Source organism: Novosphingobium sp. (assembly GCF_019748365.1).
GTDB lineage: Bacteria > Pseudomonadota > Alphaproteobacteria > Sphingomonadales > Sphingomonadaceae > Novosphingobium.
This window is the reverse complement of record NZ_JAIEPN010000068.1, coordinates 1-17817: the sequence shown is the minus strand read 5'-3', so window position 1 is coordinate 17817 and position 17817 is coordinate 1. Positions and strand designations below refer to the sequence as shown.

Annotated in this window: 15 protein-coding genes; 8 read left to right on the top strand and 7 right to left on the bottom strand. The window is 66.9% G+C overall.

What is annotated here, in order from left to right:
* The first annotated feature begins 84 nt into the window (after positions 1-84).
* The 7 genes from peaA to K5Q19_RS09025 are packed head-to-tail and all read left to right on the top strand — an operon-like array spanning position 85 to position 8204.
* Positions 85-1932, top strand: coding sequence for a quinohemoprotein amine dehydrogenase subunit alpha (peaA, locus tag K5Q19_RS09055; RefSeq protein ID WP_292943768.1), 1848 nt, complete (start codon positions 85-87; stop codon positions 1930-1932).
* Positions 1929-3383 carry a quinohemoprotein amine dehydrogenase maturation protein gene (peaB, locus tag K5Q19_RS09050; protein WP_292943765.1) on the top strand — a complete coding sequence of 485 codons (1455 nt, stop codon included), beginning with the start codon at positions 1929-1931 and terminating at the stop codon, positions 3381-3383. The genes peaA and peaB overlap by 4 nt, the downstream gene beginning before the upstream one ends.
* Positions 3380-3709 (top strand): quinohemoprotein amine dehydrogenase subunit gamma, encoded by a 330-nt coding sequence (qhpC, locus tag K5Q19_RS09045; protein ID WP_292943762.1) that lies wholly within the window; start codon positions 3380-3382, stop codon positions 3707-3709. The genes peaB and qhpC overlap by 4 nt, the downstream gene beginning before the upstream one ends.
* A gap of 45 nt (positions 3710-3754) precedes the next feature.
* Positions 3755-4861, top strand: coding sequence for a hypothetical protein (locus tag K5Q19_RS09040; protein WP_292943759.1), 1107 nt, complete (start codon positions 3755-3757; stop codon positions 4859-4861).
* Positions 4862-4871: 10 nt separating this feature from the next.
* Positions 4872-5879 carry a hypothetical protein gene (locus K5Q19_RS09035; protein WP_292943756.1) on the top strand — a complete coding sequence of 336 codons (1008 nt, stop codon included), beginning with the start codon at positions 4872-4874 and terminating at the stop codon, positions 5877-5879.
* Positions 5876-7564 (top strand): ABC transporter ATP-binding protein, encoded by a 1689-nt coding sequence (locus tag K5Q19_RS09030; protein WP_292943753.1) that lies wholly within the window; start codon positions 5876-5878, stop codon positions 7562-7564. The genes K5Q19_RS09035 and K5Q19_RS09030 overlap by 4 nt, the downstream gene beginning before the upstream one ends.
* Positions 7557-8204 carry a S8 family serine peptidase gene (locus K5Q19_RS09025; RefSeq protein WP_292943750.1) on the top strand — a complete coding sequence of 216 codons (648 nt, stop codon included), beginning with the start codon at positions 7557-7559 and terminating at the stop codon, positions 8202-8204. Before K5Q19_RS09030 ends, K5Q19_RS09025 begins: the two co-directional genes overlap by 8 nt.
* Positions 8205-8226: 22 nt before the next feature.
* Here K5Q19_RS09025 and K5Q19_RS09020 read toward each other — a convergent pair whose 3' ends face one another.
* From K5Q19_RS09020 to rlmJ, 4 genes are all read right to left on the bottom strand, one after another.
* Positions 8227-9693: an efflux transporter outer membrane subunit gene (locus K5Q19_RS09020; RefSeq protein ID WP_292943747.1), complete on the bottom strand. Its 1467-nt coding sequence runs from the start codon at positions 9691-9693 to the stop codon at positions 8227-8229.
* Entirely contained in the window at positions 9690-12830 is a 3141-nt protein-coding gene (locus K5Q19_RS09015; RefSeq protein WP_292943744.1) for a multidrug efflux RND transporter permease subunit, read from the bottom strand. The genes K5Q19_RS09020 and K5Q19_RS09015 overlap by 4 nt, the downstream gene beginning before the upstream one ends.
* Before the next feature lie 7 nt (positions 12831-12837).
* A complete protein-coding gene (locus tag K5Q19_RS09010) occupies positions 12838-13974 on the bottom strand; it encodes an efflux RND transporter periplasmic adaptor subunit (protein ID WP_292943907.1) in 1137 nt (378 codons plus the stop codon).
* A 263-nt stretch (positions 13975-14237) separates the two neighbouring features.
* Positions 14238-15068 (bottom strand): 23S rRNA (adenine(2030)-N(6))-methyltransferase RlmJ, encoded by an 831-nt coding sequence (gene rlmJ / locus K5Q19_RS09005; protein WP_292943742.1) that lies wholly within the window; start codon positions 15066-15068, stop codon positions 14238-14240.
* 162 nt (positions 15069-15230) lie between these two features.
* On the opposite strand from rlmJ, the gene K5Q19_RS09000 reads away from it, so the two are divergent.
* Positions 15231-15659 carry a LysR family transcriptional regulator gene (locus K5Q19_RS09000; protein WP_292943739.1) on the top strand — a complete coding sequence of 143 codons (429 nt, stop codon included), beginning with the start codon at positions 15231-15233 and terminating at the stop codon, positions 15657-15659.
* Positions 15660-15683: 24 nt separating this feature from the next.
* Here the strand turns inward: K5Q19_RS09000 and K5Q19_RS08995 are convergent, their stop codons facing one another.
* The 3 genes from K5Q19_RS08995 to K5Q19_RS08985 form a co-directional block, all read right to left on the bottom strand.
* The gene (locus K5Q19_RS08995) at positions 15684-16115 is read right to left on the bottom strand and encodes a CHRD domain-containing protein (protein ID WP_292943736.1); all 432 of its coding nucleotides are present in this window, start codon (positions 16113-16115) and stop codon (positions 15684-15686) included.
* A 107-nt stretch (positions 16116-16222) separates the two neighbouring features.
* Positions 16223-17380, bottom strand: coding sequence for an acyl-CoA dehydrogenase family protein (locus K5Q19_RS08990; protein ID WP_292943733.1), 1158 nt, complete (start codon positions 17378-17380; stop codon positions 16223-16225).
* 86 nt (positions 17381-17466) lie between these two features.
* A partial coding sequence (locus K5Q19_RS08985; RefSeq protein WP_292943730.1) for a DUF3422 family protein occupies positions 17467-17817 on the bottom strand: 351 nt, incomplete at its 5' end.

Sequence of the window (17817 nt, the reverse complement as noted above, 5' to 3'; positions counted from 1 at the left end):
GATTGACCAATCCCGTACAGTTGTACAGAATTCGAGTCGTGCCGGAGGGGTAACGGGGATAATTCTTCAGGGGGCTTTACGCAGATGGACGTTCCAGGCGCGGCAGACGATGCATTCCAGGCCCTCGGCCATGACCTCGCCTCGCCTGCGCCGCCAGCGCCTTCGTCCCGCAGCCCGATCCTTCGCCGCCTGACCGCCGCGCTGCTGTTTGGCGCGGCCAGCCTGTTTTCCGCCTCGGCGGTGATCGGTCAGGCCGGCCTCCCCGCTGACGAGGGGATCGAGAAGGAAGACGGCATCCCGGTGACCGATGCCCTCACCCGCGAGAAGTGCGGCGCGTGCCACACGGCGGACGACAAGGGCAATCTCTCGCGCATCTCGTGGGTCCGCACTACGCCCGAAGGCTGGGATTCGGCCATCAAGCGCATGGTCCGGCTCAACGGGGCTGTGCTCACACCCGAAGAAGCGCGCCATATCGTGCGCTACCTCGCCGATACGCATGGCCTTGCGCCCGAAGAAGCGAAGCCGGTCCAATACCTCGTCGAGAAGCGGGTGATCGACGAAACCAATATTCCGAGCGAATCCGTGCGCACCAGCTGCGCCGCCTGCCACGCCTTTGCCCAGCCGCTATCTTGGCGGCGTTCGGCGGCGGAATGGAAGAACCTGCAGGAATTCCACGTCGCACTCTATTCGCAGGCCGATGCCCAGTATCGCCGCCCGGCGGTAGACCGCCCCGGCGCGGTGTTCGGCCAGACCGAGCCGATCGTGAACAAGCCTGGCATGATCCCGGTGACAGCGGGACAAGTGGCACTGGAGTATCTGCGCAAGGTTGCCCCGCTCAAGACGCCGGAATGGACCGCGTGGGAAGGCCGCAAGCAGGCGCCGCGCCTTGCCGGCAAGTGGCTGGCAAGCGCATGGCTGCCGGGCAAGGGCCTGTTCTACGGCACCTTCACCGTAGCGCCGGGCGCTGCGGAGGGCGAGTTCAAGACCGAAACCGCACTGAAGAACCTGGCCGATGGCGATGTGCTCAGCGCACCGGGCGGCGGGCTCGTCTATGGCGGCTATGCCTGGCGCGGACGGTCGGTACCGGCAGCGGCCCCCACCGCACCCAATGCCTTCAACCAGCCGCTGCGCAGCACGATGATGTTCGGCACGGACCGCCGCAGTGCGTCGGGCCGCTGGTTCTGGGGCGATTATCAGGAATTCGGCTACGACGTGACGCTGACCCGCGCCGACGGCAGCCCGGTGATCGGCGCGGTCTGGCCCGCTTCGATCAAGGGCGGCAGCAAGGCGCAGACGGTGCACATCTATGGCGACGCCTTCCCGGCGGGGCTGACGGCAAAGGACGTCGATCTGGGCAGCGGGATCACCGTGACCAAGCTGGTTTCGGCCGCGCCCGGTGAAGTCGTCGTCACGGTCGATACAGCGGCGGACGTGAAGCCTGCGGTGCACGATGTCTCGGTCGGCTCGGCGGTGCTGGCCAATGCCCTGCCCGTCTACCAGAAAATTGCCTACCTCAAGGTCAGCCCAGAAACCGGGATTTCGCGGCTGGGTTCGGGCAAGCGCACGCCGGGCTACGCGCAGTTCGAAGCCTGGGGCTTTGACGCGGGCGCCGATGGCAAGCCCAACACTGCGGATGACGTCAAGGTCGGCGTGGTGCCCGCCGAGTTCCACATCGAGGAATTCCAGGCGACCTATTATGACGACGACAAGGACTTCGTCGGCAAGCTCACGCCGACCGGCTTCTTCACCCCCGCAAGCGACGGACCGAACCCCGAGCGCAGCGGCAATCGCAACAACTACGGCGATGTCTGGGTGGTGGCGACCGCGAAGGACGAGAAGGATGCGACCGGCCAGCCGCTGACGGCGCGTTCCTACCTTGTCGTGACGGTGCCCGCCTACAAGCGGTGGGACAATCCGGGGGTATCGCAGTGACCACGACCCTCAACCACCGCTATCGCAGCGGCGAAATCCACGAGTTCCGGGCGCAGGGCGCGGACTTCATCTATCTTGTCACGGCAGGGGCGATCTTCGCGGCCGACGAGATGACCCGCAAGGTGCTCGATCTGCTGGGGCAGCATGGCGAGCTGGATCACGACGATCTGGTCCGCGCGCTGGTCGCCGATGGCATTTCCGCCACCGATGCCGAGGAACTGGTGCGCGAGCTGCGGCTGGCGCGGGCCATCGAGTCTACGCAGGTTCGTCACGCGCTGATGCCCGCCGCGCCCCCGGCGGACTATCCGCTTCAGGCGCTGGTGCTCAACGTCACCAACCAGTGCAACCTCGCGTGCACCTATTGCTACGAATTCGGCGCGGACAAGATCGCGACCCCGGCGGGCAAGCCGAAGTACATGTCGCTGGAGACGGCAAAGTCCTCGGTCGATTTTCTGCTGCGCAGCGCGGATCGGCGCGAGGCGGTGCACATCACTTTCTTCGGCGGCGAGACGCTGATGAACTTCCGCCTGCTGCGCGATGTCGTGCTCTATGCCGATGAAGCGGCGGCGGCGGCAGGCAAGCGCATCACCTACAGCCTGACCACCAACGCCACGCTGCTGACAGACGAGATCATCGCCTTCCTTTCGGACCATGCGATCGGCGTCACCGTCTCGATGGACGGCCCGCCCGAGTTGCAGGATGCCCGCCGCGTCTACAAGAACGGCAAGGGCAGCTATGCGGTGATGGAGCCGCGCCTGCGCAAGCTGATCGCCGGGCACAAGACCCGCGCCGTCACCGCGCGCGTCACGCTGAGCGCCGGGGTGACCGACGTGAAGCGCATCTACCAGCACTTGAAGCACGATATCGGCTTCCACGAAGTCGGCTTCGCCCCCGTCACCACCGCCGAGGAGCGCGATTATTCGCTCAATGGCGATGCCATGGCAGGCGTTCTGGCCGATTTCGAAGCGCTGGCGGACGAATGGCTGGACTATGCGCTGCAAGGCAAGGTCCACGGCTTCACCAACGTTTCGGAGACCATTTCGGAACTGATCGCGGGCACCAACAAGTCGCACCCCTGCGGCGCGGGTCTCGGCCTCCTCGGCGTGAGCCCCTCGGGCGATCTTTCGCCGTGCCACCGCTTCACCGATGCCGATACGCATACGCTGGGCCATATCGATACCGGGCTCGACCAGACCAAGCGCGAGGACTTCCTCACCCGCGGCCATGTCGCCTCCAAATATGAATGCGGCACCTGCTGGGCGCGCCCGATGTGCGCCGGGGGCTGCCACCACGAAGCCTTCGTCCGCTATGGCGATACCGGCCATGCCAACCTGCATTACTGCGACTGGATCCGCCAGTGGACCGACCGCTGCCTGCAGATCTACGGCGCGCTCGCCCAGCGCAATCCCGAATTTCTCACACGTTTCGCCGAACGAAAGGGCTTGTCATGAAGCACCTGAAACCGCTCAACGCCAAGGCGCACAAGATCGAGGCCGACATGGCCTCGATGGAAGAGGATGTCGTCGCGCTGCAGCAGACCCCGCGTCCGCATGTGCCGCTGGGCTGCTCGCTCTCGTTCTCGCCGGGCTGGGAAGTCGATGCCACGGGCGGCACGGCGGGCCTGTGCCAGCCGGCCGAGCGCGACATCTATGACTGTTACGTCACCTGCTTCTGGCCGGTGCAGATGGCCGACCATGTCAACTATTCGGCGGACTGGGCCAGCAACTGCGCGGCGGCGACGAAGGACTGGCGCAACCTTGATATCGTCTTCCCGTAAGAATCCGGCCCGCCTGCGCTGCTGAACTGCAAAGGGACTTTTCGCATGATCACGCTTGCCCGCAAGGCCGTTCTCGGCACCGCAGCCCTTGCCCTTGCCGCCAGCATGCCCGCCATGGCCGGCACCTTGATGCTCGGCACGTACCCGGACAAGCTGTTCACGGTCGATGAAGCGACGGGCAAGATAGGCGAGAAGATCCAGCTACCGGGCGGCCTCCCCGTCTCGCTGCGGATCACCCCTGATCAGGCGAAGATCTTCGCAACGACGATCACCAACAGCAGCGTGATCGTGATGGACGCGAAGTCCCGCACCATCACGACCCAGTTCGATCTCAACACGCCGACAACGCGCTACCGCTTCAACGGCGGCGCCCCCGATCCGACCGGGCGCTATTTCTACACCACGATGCTGCGCATGGAAAAGCTGATCGACCGCTGGAAGGTCAGCAAGCAGATGTATGCGGTGATCGACACCAAGCTCGGGAAAGTGGTGCGCACCGCCGATCTCGAGCCCGAGGATGATGCGCTGAGCGGCGGCTGGCGCGCGCCGATGATGGTCTCGCCCGATGGCAAGACGCTCTACCTGTTCAAGGACAAGGTGCTGCTGGTCGATACCGCCAAGCTCAAGGTGGTGGACCGCATCGATGTGCAGAAGCCCGAATCCACCGGCTATGAAAACGTCGCCTTCGGCGGCGGCGTCGAATCCTTTCAGATGACCAATGCGGGCGAGCTTGTCTCGCTGTTCACCGCCGCCGATCCCTATGTGCACAACAAGGTTTTCGGTCTCGGCAAGTTCGATCTCAACACGCGCAAGTTCAAGTTCACGCCGATGGGGCCGATCACCACCGGCATGTCCGGCCTTGAAATCACGCCCGATGGCAAGACCGGCTACACCGTCGTCACCAACGGCCAGACCGGCAACAAGCGCTGCGAGTTCTGGAAGTTCGACATGACCAGCCTCAAGCTCAAGGACAAGGTCGAGTTCGCCTGCCGCTCGCGCTTCCAGCTCGGCATGTCCGGCGATGGTACCAAGCTCTATATCTACGGTGCGAGCTACGATATCGAGGTCTATGACGCGCAGACCATGAAGCTGGAAAAGACCTGGGATCTCGGTGCCGACGCAACCATGGCCGGAATGCTGGTCCTCAAGTGAGACCGGCTGCATGACCGCCGCCGGGCGGTCGTCCGTGCATGTCATGGGGCGCGGGGTTGGCGTGGCAGCCGCACAGGCGGTGCTGGCCGAGAATGGTTCCGGTTTCTCCGCAGAACAAGGCCCGCAGCGCGGCGCAGCGCCCGTTGTCATGCTGGGCGAGCAGGCGCTGCATCTGCTGGACAGCCTGTTCGGCGCGGGCCGCGTCACCGGATCGCACCGGATCACGCGGCGCATCGTGCTATGGAACGAGGCCGAGCCGGTGGCGATCCCGCATCGGGCCTGGGCCGTGTCCGGCATGGACCTGCTCGGCGCGCTGCCTTTTGCCACGGATTGCCCCCTACCCGCACCGGCGCGCTTCACGCTCCACGCCCACGCGCCGGGCCCTGCCCTGCATCGCTTCGGACGGCGTGAGGCTGCGGCGGCGCCTGTCACCCTGGCACCGGGCGCCGATGCTGCGGCCGTGCTGGTTGAGGCGGTGGCGGCGGGCTGGCTGTTTCTGATCCCGCTGGGCGAGGATCACGCGTGGCTGCTGGCGGTGGGCGATGCTCCGGAGGCGCTCTTGGCCGCAAGCCGCCTCGTGGCGCCGGCGATTGCCGCGCTTGGCGCAGTCGAGGCCCGGTTCGAGACGGCACCGCGCGTGCTGGAGCGGCTGGTCGGGGACGACTGGCTGGTGCTCGGCTCCGCCGCGCTGGCTTTCGATCCGCTCTGCGGCGACGGTACCGCGATGGCCGCGCGCGGCGGCATTCTGGCAGGCGCCGCCGCCAGCGCAGTTGCGGCGGGCGAGGACCCCGCGCCGCTGCTGCGCCACTACCGCGCGATGCTGATCGCCGCGCTGCGCCGCCATCTCGCGGCGTGCCTGCCGTTCTATCAGCGCGGCGGTTCGGGGGCGTGGTGGCAGGAACAGGCGCGGGTAACCGCCGAGGGCCATGCCTGGTGCACCAGCCAGCTCGCGGTGGAGCCGGAGCCTGCTTTCGTGCTCACCGGCAGCCGCCTCGTCCCGCGCAGCGTCCCGGCATGAGCAGCGCCCACCCCGCCCCACCGGTCGCGCAGTGGCACACCTATCGCCGGCTCGTGCCCTACATCCTGCCCTATCGCGGCCGCCTGCTGTTCGTGCTCGCGCTCAGTCTCATGGCGACGGCGGTCACGCTGGCGCAGCCCTACCTTTCAAAGCTGATGATCGATGAGGCGCTGCTCGGGCACAATCTCGCGGCGCTGGGGTGGATCGCGGTAGCAACAATCGGGGTGACGCTGGGCGGCTACGCGCTGAATATCGCTTCCAGCTACCGGTACGTGAAGATCTCCGCGGCGATGCTGTTCGATATCCGCGTCGATCTGCTGCGCCACCTGCAGATGCTGAGCCCGCGCTTCTACGCCCGGTTTCGGCTGGGCGATCTGATGAGCCGGATCAACAGCGATGACAGCGATGTGCAGCGCGCCGCCGCCGATACGCTGCTCGCGGCGCTGGGCAATGTGCTGTTCCTGATCGGCAGCGTGGTGCTGATGCTCTGGCTCGATTGGCGCCTGTTTCTGGTGGGCACGGTGCTGGTGCCGCTCGCCGTGCTCGCCTTCGTGCGGCTGCAGCGACGGCTGGTCGAGATCACGCGCGAGATGCGCGAGCGCGGGGCCGATCTCGGCAGTCTGCTGGTCGATACGGTGATGGGCATGCGTGTCGTCAGCGCGCTCGGCGCCGAGCGGCACGAACTGTCCCGCTTCGGCGAAGCCAATGGCCGCTTTGTCGAGACCATGCTGCGCATGCAGGTCGCCTCGTTCCTGACCGGTGCCCTCCCCGGCGCGCTGCTGGCGATCTCGACCGCCGCCGTCACGCTCTATGGCGGCTGGCGCGTCTTCTCGGGCGAGCTTACCATCGGCACGCTGGTCGCGTTCATGGCCTATCATGCGCGCCTCTTCGCGCCGGTGCAGGCCCTGCTGGGGCTCTCGTCGGGGCTTGCCTCCACCCGCGTCTCGCTGGGCCGCATTTTCGAGCTGTTCGATACCGCGCCCGAAGTGATCCAGCGCGCCGATCCGCTGCCCATGGGCCCGGTACGCGGCGCGATCCGCTTCGAAGGCGTGCATTTCCGGCATGACCGTGAGGCGGTGCTGGACGGCGTCGATCTCGTCATTCCGGCGGGCGCGCATTGCGCGGTGCTCGGCGAAAGCGGCGCGGGCAAATCGACCATGGCCGATCTGCTGGTCCGGCTGCAGGACCCGCAGGCAGGGCGCATCACCATCGACGGGGCGGATATCCGCGATCTGGCGCTTGCCGATCTGCGCCGCGAAGTGCTGCTGGTCGATCAGGCACCGTTCCTGTTCAACGCGACGATCGCCGCCAACATCGCCTTCGCGCTGGAAAGTGCGACCACCGCAGACGTGCAGGCCGCCGCCGAAGCCGCCGGGCTTGGCCCCCTGCTCCAGCGCCTGCCGCAGGGATTGCAGACCCCGGTTGGCGAGCGCGGCCTCTCGCTGTCCGCCGGCGAACGTCAGCGCATCGCGATTGCCCGCGCGCTGCTGCGGCGGCCATCGGTGCTGGTGCTCGATGAACCCACCGCCGCACTTGATGCGGCTACCGAACAGCGTGTCGCCGAAGGATTGCGCGAAGCTCTGCCCGATGCCACGCTGATCGTGATCACCCACCGCCCCGCACTGACCGAAGGCGCTGACATGGTGGTGACCTTGACCGATGGGAAGGCGAATCTGCGTGGCTGATCCCGTGCGTATTGCCGTGATCGACAGCGGCGTGCATCCCGGCCATCCGCATATCGCCGCCAGCCGCCTGCTGCCCGGCGTGACGATCCTCCCCGATGGGACGCCGGAGCAAGGCGCGAACGCGGCGCTCGACCGGGTCGGCCATGGGACTGCCGTTACCGCCGCGATTCAGGAACTGGCCCCACGGGCGCTGATCCTGCCGATCCGGGTATTCCGCGATGCCTTGCGCGCCTCGCCGCGCGCGCTGATCGCCGCGATGGACTGGGCGAGCGCCGAGGGCGCCGATTTCATCAATCTCAGCCTTGGCACCACCAATCCCGCGCATGCCGATCATTTTGCAGCGGCGGTGGCCCGCAGCACCGCGCGCATCGTCGCACCGCGAACGGCAGCAGATGACGCGCCCTGCTGGCCCGGCATGCTGGCGGGCATCATCGCGGTGGGGCTCGATTGGGACGTGGCGCGCGGGTCGGTCCGGCTGGCGGACGACGGCGTCTACCACGCCTCAGGCTATCCGCGCCCGATCGAGGGGGTGCCGCAGCAGCGCAACCTCCACGGCATCAGCTTTGCGACGGCGCAAGTCACCGGCCTTGCCGCCGCCAACCTGCTACCGGTCAGCCCGAATCCAGCCGCAAGTCGATGAAAAGCGGGCCGACTCGCCGATTTCAGGGCCGCGCAGACAGCGCCGTACCGGAAAAATCGTCACCGCCCAGCGCGCGATAGAGCGCGACCATATTGCTCGCCCGCAGCAGCCGCGTGCTGATCAGCGAGCGTCGCGCCGCATAGAGCGACCGCTGCGCATCAAGGCTTTCGAGGAACGACGCGACGCCGCCCTTGTACCGCTCGGTGGTCAGATAGGCTGTATCGCGGGCCGCTGCCTCCAGCGCGGTCTGCGCGGCGATCTGATCGGCAATCGTCGCCCGCCGCGCAAGGGCGTCCGAAACGTCGCGGAAAGCGAGCTGGATCGCGCGCTGGTAGGTCGCCATTGCGGCTTGCGCCTGCGCCCGCGCGGCCGCGAGATTGCCGCTGTTGGCCCCACCGGCGAAGATCGGGATGCTGGCCGAAGCGCCCGCGTTGTAGGCAAACGCGCCGCCGGTGAAGAGGGCGGACAGCGCCGAACTCGCAAGCCCGCCGGTTGCGGTCAGCGATATGCGCGGGAAGAACGCGGCGCGGGCGGCACCGATGCGAGCATTGGCGGCCCGCAGCTGGTATTCGGCCTCCACCACGTCCGGGCGGCGAAGCAGGATGCTCGATGAAAGCTCGACCGGAACCGGCCCGACTGCGCCGTCGACGCTCTCGATCGCGGCGGGCAGTTCGCTATCGGCGACGGGGCCACCGATCAGCAGCTCGAGCGCGTTGCGGTCCTGCTCGACGATGGTCGTCAGGTTCGCCACATCCGAACGCGCGGTCGCCTCGATCGTTTCGGCCTGACGCAGATCGGTGCGGGGGGCGATACCACCGGAAAGCCGCGCCTTGGTCAGGGCAACGCTGCGCTGCGCGCTGGCCGCGGTCTGCCGGGCGATCGCCAGCAGGCTGCGGTCGGCGGCGAGCGTGAAGTAGACATCGGCAATGTCGGCGGCCAGGGTCAGCCGGGTCGCGCGGGCGGCCTGTTCGGTGGCGAAGTAGGCGTTGAGCTGGGCATCGCTCAGGCTGCGCAGCCGCCCGAACAGATCGAGTTCGAACGCCGATGCGCCGATATTGACGCTGTAATTCTCCCGCGGGCCGCCGGAGCCTGCCCCGCCGCCGGCACCGCCGCCAGCACCGCCATTGAAAAAGTTGCCGTTGCCGTTCTCAACGGCGCTGGCCGCCGCTGTTCCGTTGATCGCGGGAAGCAGCGCCGCCCGCTGGACCCGGTAGAGCCCGCGCGCGGCGGCGACATTGGCCACGGCTGCCTTCAGGTTCTGGCTGTTTTCTAGGCCGCGCCCGATCAGCGCCTGCAGCCGGGAATCCCGGAACACCGCTTGGTAGCCGAGGGAGGCCAGATCGCTCTCGCTCGCGAGCAAGGCAGGGTCAGCGATCCGCCAGCCTGCGGGAATGGCCGGATCGGGCCGCACATATTTCGGCTGAAGACTGCAGGCGCCGAGCAGGCCCGGGAGCAGCGCAACCAGCTGGAGGGACACAGGGCGCCTCATGCCTGCTTGCTCCTGCGGCTGAATATCCGGCGGACCAGCACGAAGAACAGCGGCACGAAGAAGATGGCAAGCGCGGTGGCCGTGACCATGCCGCCGATCACGGCCGTGCCGATCTCGACCCGGCTCTTGGCCCCCGCGCCGGTGGAGATTGCGAGCGGCAGGACGCCGAAGATGAAGGCAAGGCTCGTCATGATGATCGGGCGCAGCCGCAGCCGCGCGGCCTCGAGCGCGGCGTCCACCGCCGATTTCCCGGCCTTTTCGGCCTGCTCGGCAAATTCGATGATGAGGATCGCGTTCTTGGCGGAAAGGCCCATCGTGGTGAGCAGGCCGACCTGAAAGAACACGTCGTTGTCGAGCCCCCGGAGCCACACGGCCAGCGCCGCGCCAAGCAGACCGATGGGGATCACCAGCATGACCGCAAACGGGATCGACCAGCTTTCATAGAGCACGGCAAGGCACAGGAACACGACCAGCAGCGAGATGGCATAAAGGAACGGCGCCTGATTTCCCGAAAGGCGCTCCTGATAGGACAAGTCCGACCATGCGACCGAGGTGCCCGGCTGCCCTGCGGCCAGCGCGGCAATCGCGTTCATCGCCTCGCCCGAACTGTGGCCCGGCGCCGCCTGCCCCTGGATCTGGTAGGACGGCGTGGCGTTGAAGCGGGAGAGGTTCGAAGGCGCCTGCCCCCAGCTCACTTTCGCGAAGGAGGAGAAGGGCGCCATGGTCCCCGTGCTGCCGCGCACGAACCAGTTGGCAAGGTCTTCGGGCCGGCTGCGATAGGGCGCGTCGCCCTGAACAAAGACGCGCTTGACCCGGCCCCGGTCGATGAAATCGTTCACATAGGTGCCGCCCCATGCCGTGGCGAGCGTCTGGTCGACTTGTGCTGAGGTCAGCCCCAGCGCGCCGATCTTCTCGTCGTCGATGCTCACGGCAAGCGTCGGATTGTCCTCCAGCGTGCCGAGCCGGATGGCAGCGAGTGCGGGATCGCTTTGCGCATCCTGCACCAGAGCATCGCGCCGGGCCTTGAACTCGGCGCGGCTCAAACCCCCGGTGTTGAGGAACTGCATGGTGAAGCCGTTCGACTGGCCGAGGCCGCGCACGGCGGGCGGCGCCAGCGCAAAGAACTCGGCATCGCGCAAGCGTTTGCCGAGCTCTGCCGTGGCGCGCTTGGTGATCGCATCGGAGGTGAGCGCGCTGCTGGTGCGCTCGTCCCACGGCTTGAGCAGGATGAAGCCGCGCCCGGCGTTCTGCCCGCCGCCCCCGCCACCGCCCTGGCCCGATACGGTGTAGACCGCCTCGACCCCGTCGCGCATCGATGTGGCGAAGTAGTCCTGGATGATCTTCGCCGCCGCCTCGGTGCGCGGCTGGGTCGCGCCCGGGGGCAGCGTGTATTGCAGCTGGGCGCGGCCCTGATCCTCGACCGGCAGGAAGCTCGAAGGGAGGAAGCTGAAGACGAGCACCAGCAGACCGACGATGGCGGCATAAGCGGCCATGGCCCCCCGCGCGCCCGCGATGGTTTTCGCGACGCGTTCCCGGTAGCGATCCGAAGTGCGCGCGAACCAGGCGTTGAAGCGTTCGCCCAGCACCGCGGCCCTTGCGCCGAGGCCCGTCTGCGGCCTTGCCTCGGCATCCGGGCGCTTGAGCAGGGTCGAGGTGAGCGCCGGGGTCAGGACCAGCGCGACAATCACCGAGAGCGCCATCGAGGCGACGATGGTGATCGAGAACTGCTTGTAGATCACCCCGACCGAACCGCCGAAAAACGCCATGGGGAGGAACACGGCGGAAAGAACGAGGGCGATGGCAATGAGCGCTGTCTGGATCTCGCCCATCGACTTGATCGTCGCATCGCGGGCCGAGATCTCGGGCTCCTCGTCCATCACCCGCTCGACATTCTCGACAACCACGATGGCATCGTCGACGAGCAGGCCGATCGACAGCACCATGCCGAACAGGGTCAGGGTATTGATGCTGAACCCGGCGATGGCGAGCACGCCGAAGGTGCCGAGCAGCACAACCGGCACCGCGATCGCGGGTATCAGCGTGGCGCGCCAGCTCTGCAGAAACACGAACATCACGATGACCACCAGAACGATGGCCTCGATCAGCGTCTTGACCACTTCCTCGACCGAGAGGCGAATGAACTTCGTGCTGTCGACCGGGTAGGTAAACCTGAACCCGTCCGGGAAGGTCGGCGAGCGGGCCTGAACTTCGGCCTTGACCAGCTCGGCTGTCTTGAGCGCATCGGCGCCCGGCGCGAGTTGGACGGCAAGGCCGGCGCCCGGGTGGCCGTTGAAGCGGCTCACGATGCTGTAGCTTTCCGCGCCCAGCTCGATCCGCGCCACGTCCTGCAGCAGCACGCGGGACCCGTCGCTCTGGGTCTTGAGCACGATCTTGCGGAATTCCTCGGGGGTGGTCAGCCGCGAACGGGCGGTGACCGTGGCCGTCAGCCGCTGCTCGCTTGATGAAGGCTGCGCGCCGATCTGGCCGGCCGCAACCTGGGTATTCTGCGCCTGGATCGCGGCGGTCACGTCCGAGGGCATGAGCTTGACCGCGGCAAGCTTGAACGGATCGAGCCAGATGCGCATCGCATATTGCGACCCGAACACGCTGACATCGCCCACGCCGTCGATCCGCCCGATCCGGTCCTGCAGGTTCGAGACGAGGAAGTCCGAGACGTCGTTGTTGTTGAGCCGGTCGGTCGAATCGTAGACCGTGACGATCATCAGAAAGTCGGAACTGGCCTTGGTGACCGTGAGCCCCTGCTGCTGCACTTGCTGGGGCAGCCGGGCCAGCGCTTGCTGGACCTTGTTCTGCACTTGCACTTGCGCGATGTCCGGATCGATGCCCTTGCCAAAGGTCGCGGTGATCGTGGCCGAGCCGGACGAGCTCGATGACGAAGTGAAGTAGATCAGGCCATCGATGCCGGTCAGCTGCTGTTCGATGACTTGCGTGACGCTGGATTCGAGTGTCTCGGCCGAAGCGCCCGGATAGCTGGCGCGGATATTGACCGAAGGGGGCGCGATATCGGGATATTGCTCGATCGGCAGGGTGAAGACCGCGCCCAGCCCGCCCAGCATGATGACAATCGCGATGACCCACGCGAAGATGGGCCGATCGATGAAAATGCGGGAGATCATGCCCCGATCAAGGCTTTGGCTGTTTCGGGCCGGCCACCGGCTTCGAACCGGCGGGAACAGGGATGATCTTGCCATCCGGCTTGATCTTGCCCAGCCCCTCGACGATCACCCGGTCGCCCGGCTTCAGTCCGCCGGTCACCAGCCACTTGTCGCCGATGGTCTGCTCGGCCGTGATGCCGGCGCGTTTGGCCGTGTTTCCGGGGCCGACGAGCATGACCGTGGCGCCCCCGCGCACATCGCGCGAAACGCCGGCTTGCGGCACAAGCATGCCGTGCGCGACGGTGGCCTGCGACAGCACCGCGCGGACATACATGCCCGGCAGCAGGAGGCCATCGGGATTGGGGAAGCGCGCGCGCAAGGTCACTGTGCCGGTGTTGGGATCGACCATCGGCTCGGTGAACTGCAAGGTGCCGGTGTGGCTGTAGCGGCTGCCATCCTCCAGCGTGAGGCTGACCGCCGCCGAAGACGGCGCGGTCGAGCCTGACGCCAGCGAGCGGCGCAGCCTCAGCAGATCGGCACTGGACTGCTGGATATCGACAAAGATGGGGTCCAGCCGCTCGATGGTGGTGAGCGGGGCGGCCTGATTGGCCGTCACCAGCGCGCCGGTGGTCGCGAGTGACCGGCCGATACGCCCGCTGATCGGCGCGGGAACACGCGTGAAACGCAGGTTGATCCGCGCCGTTTCGAGCTGCGCGCGCATTTGCGCCACGCTCGCGGATGCCTGCCGGGATGCGGCAAGGGCATCGGTGTAGTCCTGCTTGCTCACCGCCTCGATCTCGGCCAGCGGACGCAGCCGCTCGGCCTTCTGCGCTGCCGAAGCCTGCAAGGCACTCGCGCTGGCGAGATTGGCCTCAGCCTCGGCCGCCGCCGCGCGGTAGAGGCTGGGGTCGATCTGATAAAGCGTTTGTCCGGCGCTGACCTGACCGCCTTCGGTAAACAGCCTGGTCCGGATCACGCCGGACACCTGCGGCCGGACCTCGGACACTTCATAGGCGGCGGTCCGGCCGGCAAGGACCGTCGGCAGCGCGACAGCTTCCTCGCGCAGGACGACATAGCCCGCCTCGGGCGTCGGCGGCGAACGCTTGGCAGGCGCCCCCGAGCATCCGGTCAGGAGCGCGCCAAGGCTGGCCGCCGCACCCAGCATGGTGCAAAAACCGCCTTTGCTGCGAGCAGGATGGCTGGCCGAAAACCGGGTCCGCCAATAGTCGTGCATCACGTCGGAGGAGCGCCTTTCCTACTTGCTTTCAAACACGGCGCGCACTCCAAATTCTGCGGCGAGGCCAAGCTAACGTTAACCAGCCTTCAGGCCAAGCGTTCGTCTTGAACCGTTACCTTTTTTTGCCGCTGCGCCATCCCGGGCCCTCTCGCGAAAGGAGGCGGAGCAGCACGGCAGGCGGCGCCCGGGCTTCAATCGCTCAGCCACGCGGCTGCGAGCTCGCCCCGATGCCCCTCGGGCGCCAGCGCGGCGCGCAAGGCTTCCAGCAAAGGCGGCAGCGCCTGCGTGAAGGCATAGGGCGGGTTGACGATAAACAGGCCCGCGCCGTTATAGAGGCCGGGCTGGTCGCTGTCGTAGAGCCAATGCTCCACCCCCAGCAGTTTGGGCACACCCAGCCTGCGCAATTGCGCCTTCCACCGCTGATGCGTGCTGCGGTCTTTCAGCGGATACCAGATCACCGTCACGCCATGGGCCCATTTGCGCATGGCGGCAGCGAGCGTGGCGGAAATCCGCTCGCGCTCGTCTGTCTGCTCGTAGGGCGGATCGACCACCACAACGCCGCGCGGGGATCGCGGCGGCAGCATCGCCAGCCAGAACTCGTAGGCGTCGCGCTCGTGCACGGCGGCAGAGGTGCCGCGCATCGCCTGGCGCAGGGTCTGGACATCCGCGGGATGCTTTTCGTTGAGGATCAGCGAATCCTGCGGGCGCAGAAGCTGTGACAGGATCTGCGGCGAGCCGGGATAGAGCCGCGGCCCCGCCCCGGCATTCACCGCCTGCACGGCGGCGCGGTAGTCGGCGAGCAAGGGGGTCGGATCGGCGATGGCGCGCAGCACGCCTTGCGCGGCCTCACCCGTGCGCCCCGCCTCGTCGCCGTGGAGGTCATAGAGCCCGCAGCCGGCATGGGTATCGATAAGCGTGAGCGCGCCTGGCTTTTGCTGCAGGGCCTGCACGAGGGCGATCAGCAGGCTGTGCTTCACGACATCGGCGCTGTTACCGGCATGGAAGGAATGGCGATAATTCACGGTGGCTCGGAATCCTGATGATCCGCCCTGCAGGGGCTGCCGGGAGGCGATGGGCGTGACCAGACGGGTGCTGGTACAGATTCGGACGGCAGGCTTCAAAGCCCTTCTGCGCGCAAGTTCATTCCTGGTGGACTGGCAGGCGCGGCGGTCTAGAATGCGGGCATGACATCGGTGCTCCCCCTCAAGCTCAAACTGCAGATCCTGTGCGGCGATGAAGTGGCCATGGGTCCGGGCAAGGCCGATCTGCTGGAAGCGATTGCGCAGCACCACTCGATCTCGGCAGCAGGGCGGGCGATGGGGATGAGCTATCGGCGGACCTGGCTGCTGGTCGATGCGATGAACCGGTGCTGGCAGGGCCCGCTGGTCGCGACGACGCCGGGGAACCAGAAGGCGGGCGCGCAGCTGACGCCGCTCGGCGAGGCGATCCTGGCGCAGTATCGCAAGCTGCAGGACGAGGTGGAGCAAGTGAGCACGGCTCGGCTTGCGGCGCTGGTCGACCAGCTGCTGCTACCCTCCCCCCGCCCGCAGCGGCACCGCGCGAAGCGGGAGGGAGACAAGGCACCGGCGGAGGAACCGGGCGCCGCCGCCTGAGGGCGCTTCCGGCGCGGGGACGACTTACCCCTTCGCCAATTGTCCGCGCACCGCACCGCCGGGGAAGTCCGCGGTGTGGATGTTCACATAGTACCCGGCCGGGTTGGCGATGATGGGCTTCAGTTTGTCGGGCTCGACCGCGATGCACATGTCGCTGCCCTTGCCGGTGACGTCCATCGTGATGACGGGGCCGCCGTCGGTGCCGGCGGCGCCGGTGTGGACATGGGCCATGGTCGGCGCGGAAATCTTCTCGCCATAGAGCGTATAGCAGAAGTCGCCGGTTTCGGTGTTGATCTCGACGCGGAAGGCGCCGTTGCCTTCGGGAGCGCCGCCGCCGACTTCGTTGGCGCCGGAGAGGTTTGCCGTGAGGACTACCGTCTCCGCCGCAGCGGCCACAGGGGCGAGCGCGAAGGCAGCGGCGCAGGCGCCGAGTACGAGGGCGGGGAGCTTGGTCATCGCATCTTCTCCTTGCAGGGCGAGACGGCCAAGGCCTTCAGACTCGGGCCAAGTTTCCGCGCGCCGGGTGATCCTACGCCTCCCGGCTGCGCGCGCAACGGTTTGTCTCAGAAGCTCTTGGGCAGGCCCAGCACATGCGTCGCCACATGGCTGAGGATGAGGTTCGAGGAGATCGGCGCGACCTGATAGAGGCGGGTTTCGCGGAACTTGCGCTCGATGTCGTATTCCTCGGCGAAACCGAAGCCGCCGTGGGTTTGCACGCACATGTCCGCCGCGAACCATGAGGCCTCGGAGGCAAGGAGCTTGGCCATGTTGGCTTCGGTGCCGGCGCCCTCGCCCGCATCGAACTTCGCGGCGGCGTCCGCCACCATCTGCGCGGCGGCGGTGGTCTGGATATAGGCGCGGGCGATGGGGAACTGGACGCCCTGGTTCTGGCCGATGGGGCGGCCGAAGACGCTGCGGTCCTTGGCATAGGCGCTCGCGCGGTCGATGAAAAAGCGAGCATCGCCGATGCATTCCGACGCAATGAGGATGCGCTCGGCGTTCATGCCCGAAAGGATGTAGCGGAAACCCTCGCCTTCCTTGCCGATGAGGTTTTCGGCAGGGACGGAGAGATCATCGAAGAACAGCTCTGTCGTCGCGTGGTTGAGCATGGTGCGGATCGGGCGGATGGTGAGGCCCTTGCCCACCGCCTCGCGCATGTCGACGAGGAGGACGCTCATGCCCTCGGTGGACTTGGCGCATTCCTCGCGCGGGGTGGTGCGCACGAGGAGGACCATGAGATCGGAATGTTCGGCGCGGCTGATCCAGATCTTCTGGCCGTTGACCACGTAGCGGTCGCCATCGCGGCGGGCGAAAGTGGTGAGGCGCGTGGTATCGGTGCCGCTCGTGGGCTCCGTCACGCCGAAGGCCTGAAGGCGCAAGTCTCCGCGCGCGATGGCGGGGAGATAGCGGTCCTTCTGTTCTTCTGAGCCGTGGCGCAGCAGCGTGCCCATCGTGTACATCTGCGCGTGCGCCGCGCCGCCGTTGCAGCCGGAGCGGTGGACTTCCTCGAGCACCGCTGTTGCTGCCGCGAGGCCGAGGCCGGAGCCGCCGTAAGCTTCGGGAATGAGGACGGAGAGCCAGCCTTCCTGCGCCAGCGTCGTCACGAATTCGGTGGGATACTTCCGGTCACGGTCGAGCGCTTGCCAGTAGCTGCCGGGGAAACGCGCGCAGAGCTTGCGCACGCCCTCGCGCAGATCTGCAAAGGTTTCATCTTCAGCCATGGCTCAGCACTCCCGGAAACGTCTGTTGCGGAAGGCTATTGCCTGCCTTTTGCGCGCCGTAAAGCGGGGCTTGAGGTGCAAATTTGCTAGTGCGCGCCGAGGCGGCTGCGTTCGCGGCGCAGGTAGATGAAGAGCATGATGAAGACGGGGACGATGACGAGCGCGGCGAACAGATCGTGCTCGACATGAACGCCAAAGAGCGCGAGGCCGCCGCTGAGATAGGCGAGCAGCGAGACGGCGTAGTAGGTGATCGCGACGGTGGAGAAACCTTCGACGAGATGCTGCAGGCGCAGCTGGGTGCGGGTCGCGCTTTCGAGCGATTGAAGGAGCTGGGCGTTCTGGTCCTCGATCCGCGTCTCGATCTGAGAACACCGGGAATAAAAGGGGCCACGGATCGGCCGGTAGCACCGGATTAAAAATGGGCCAGTCCTGCTAGA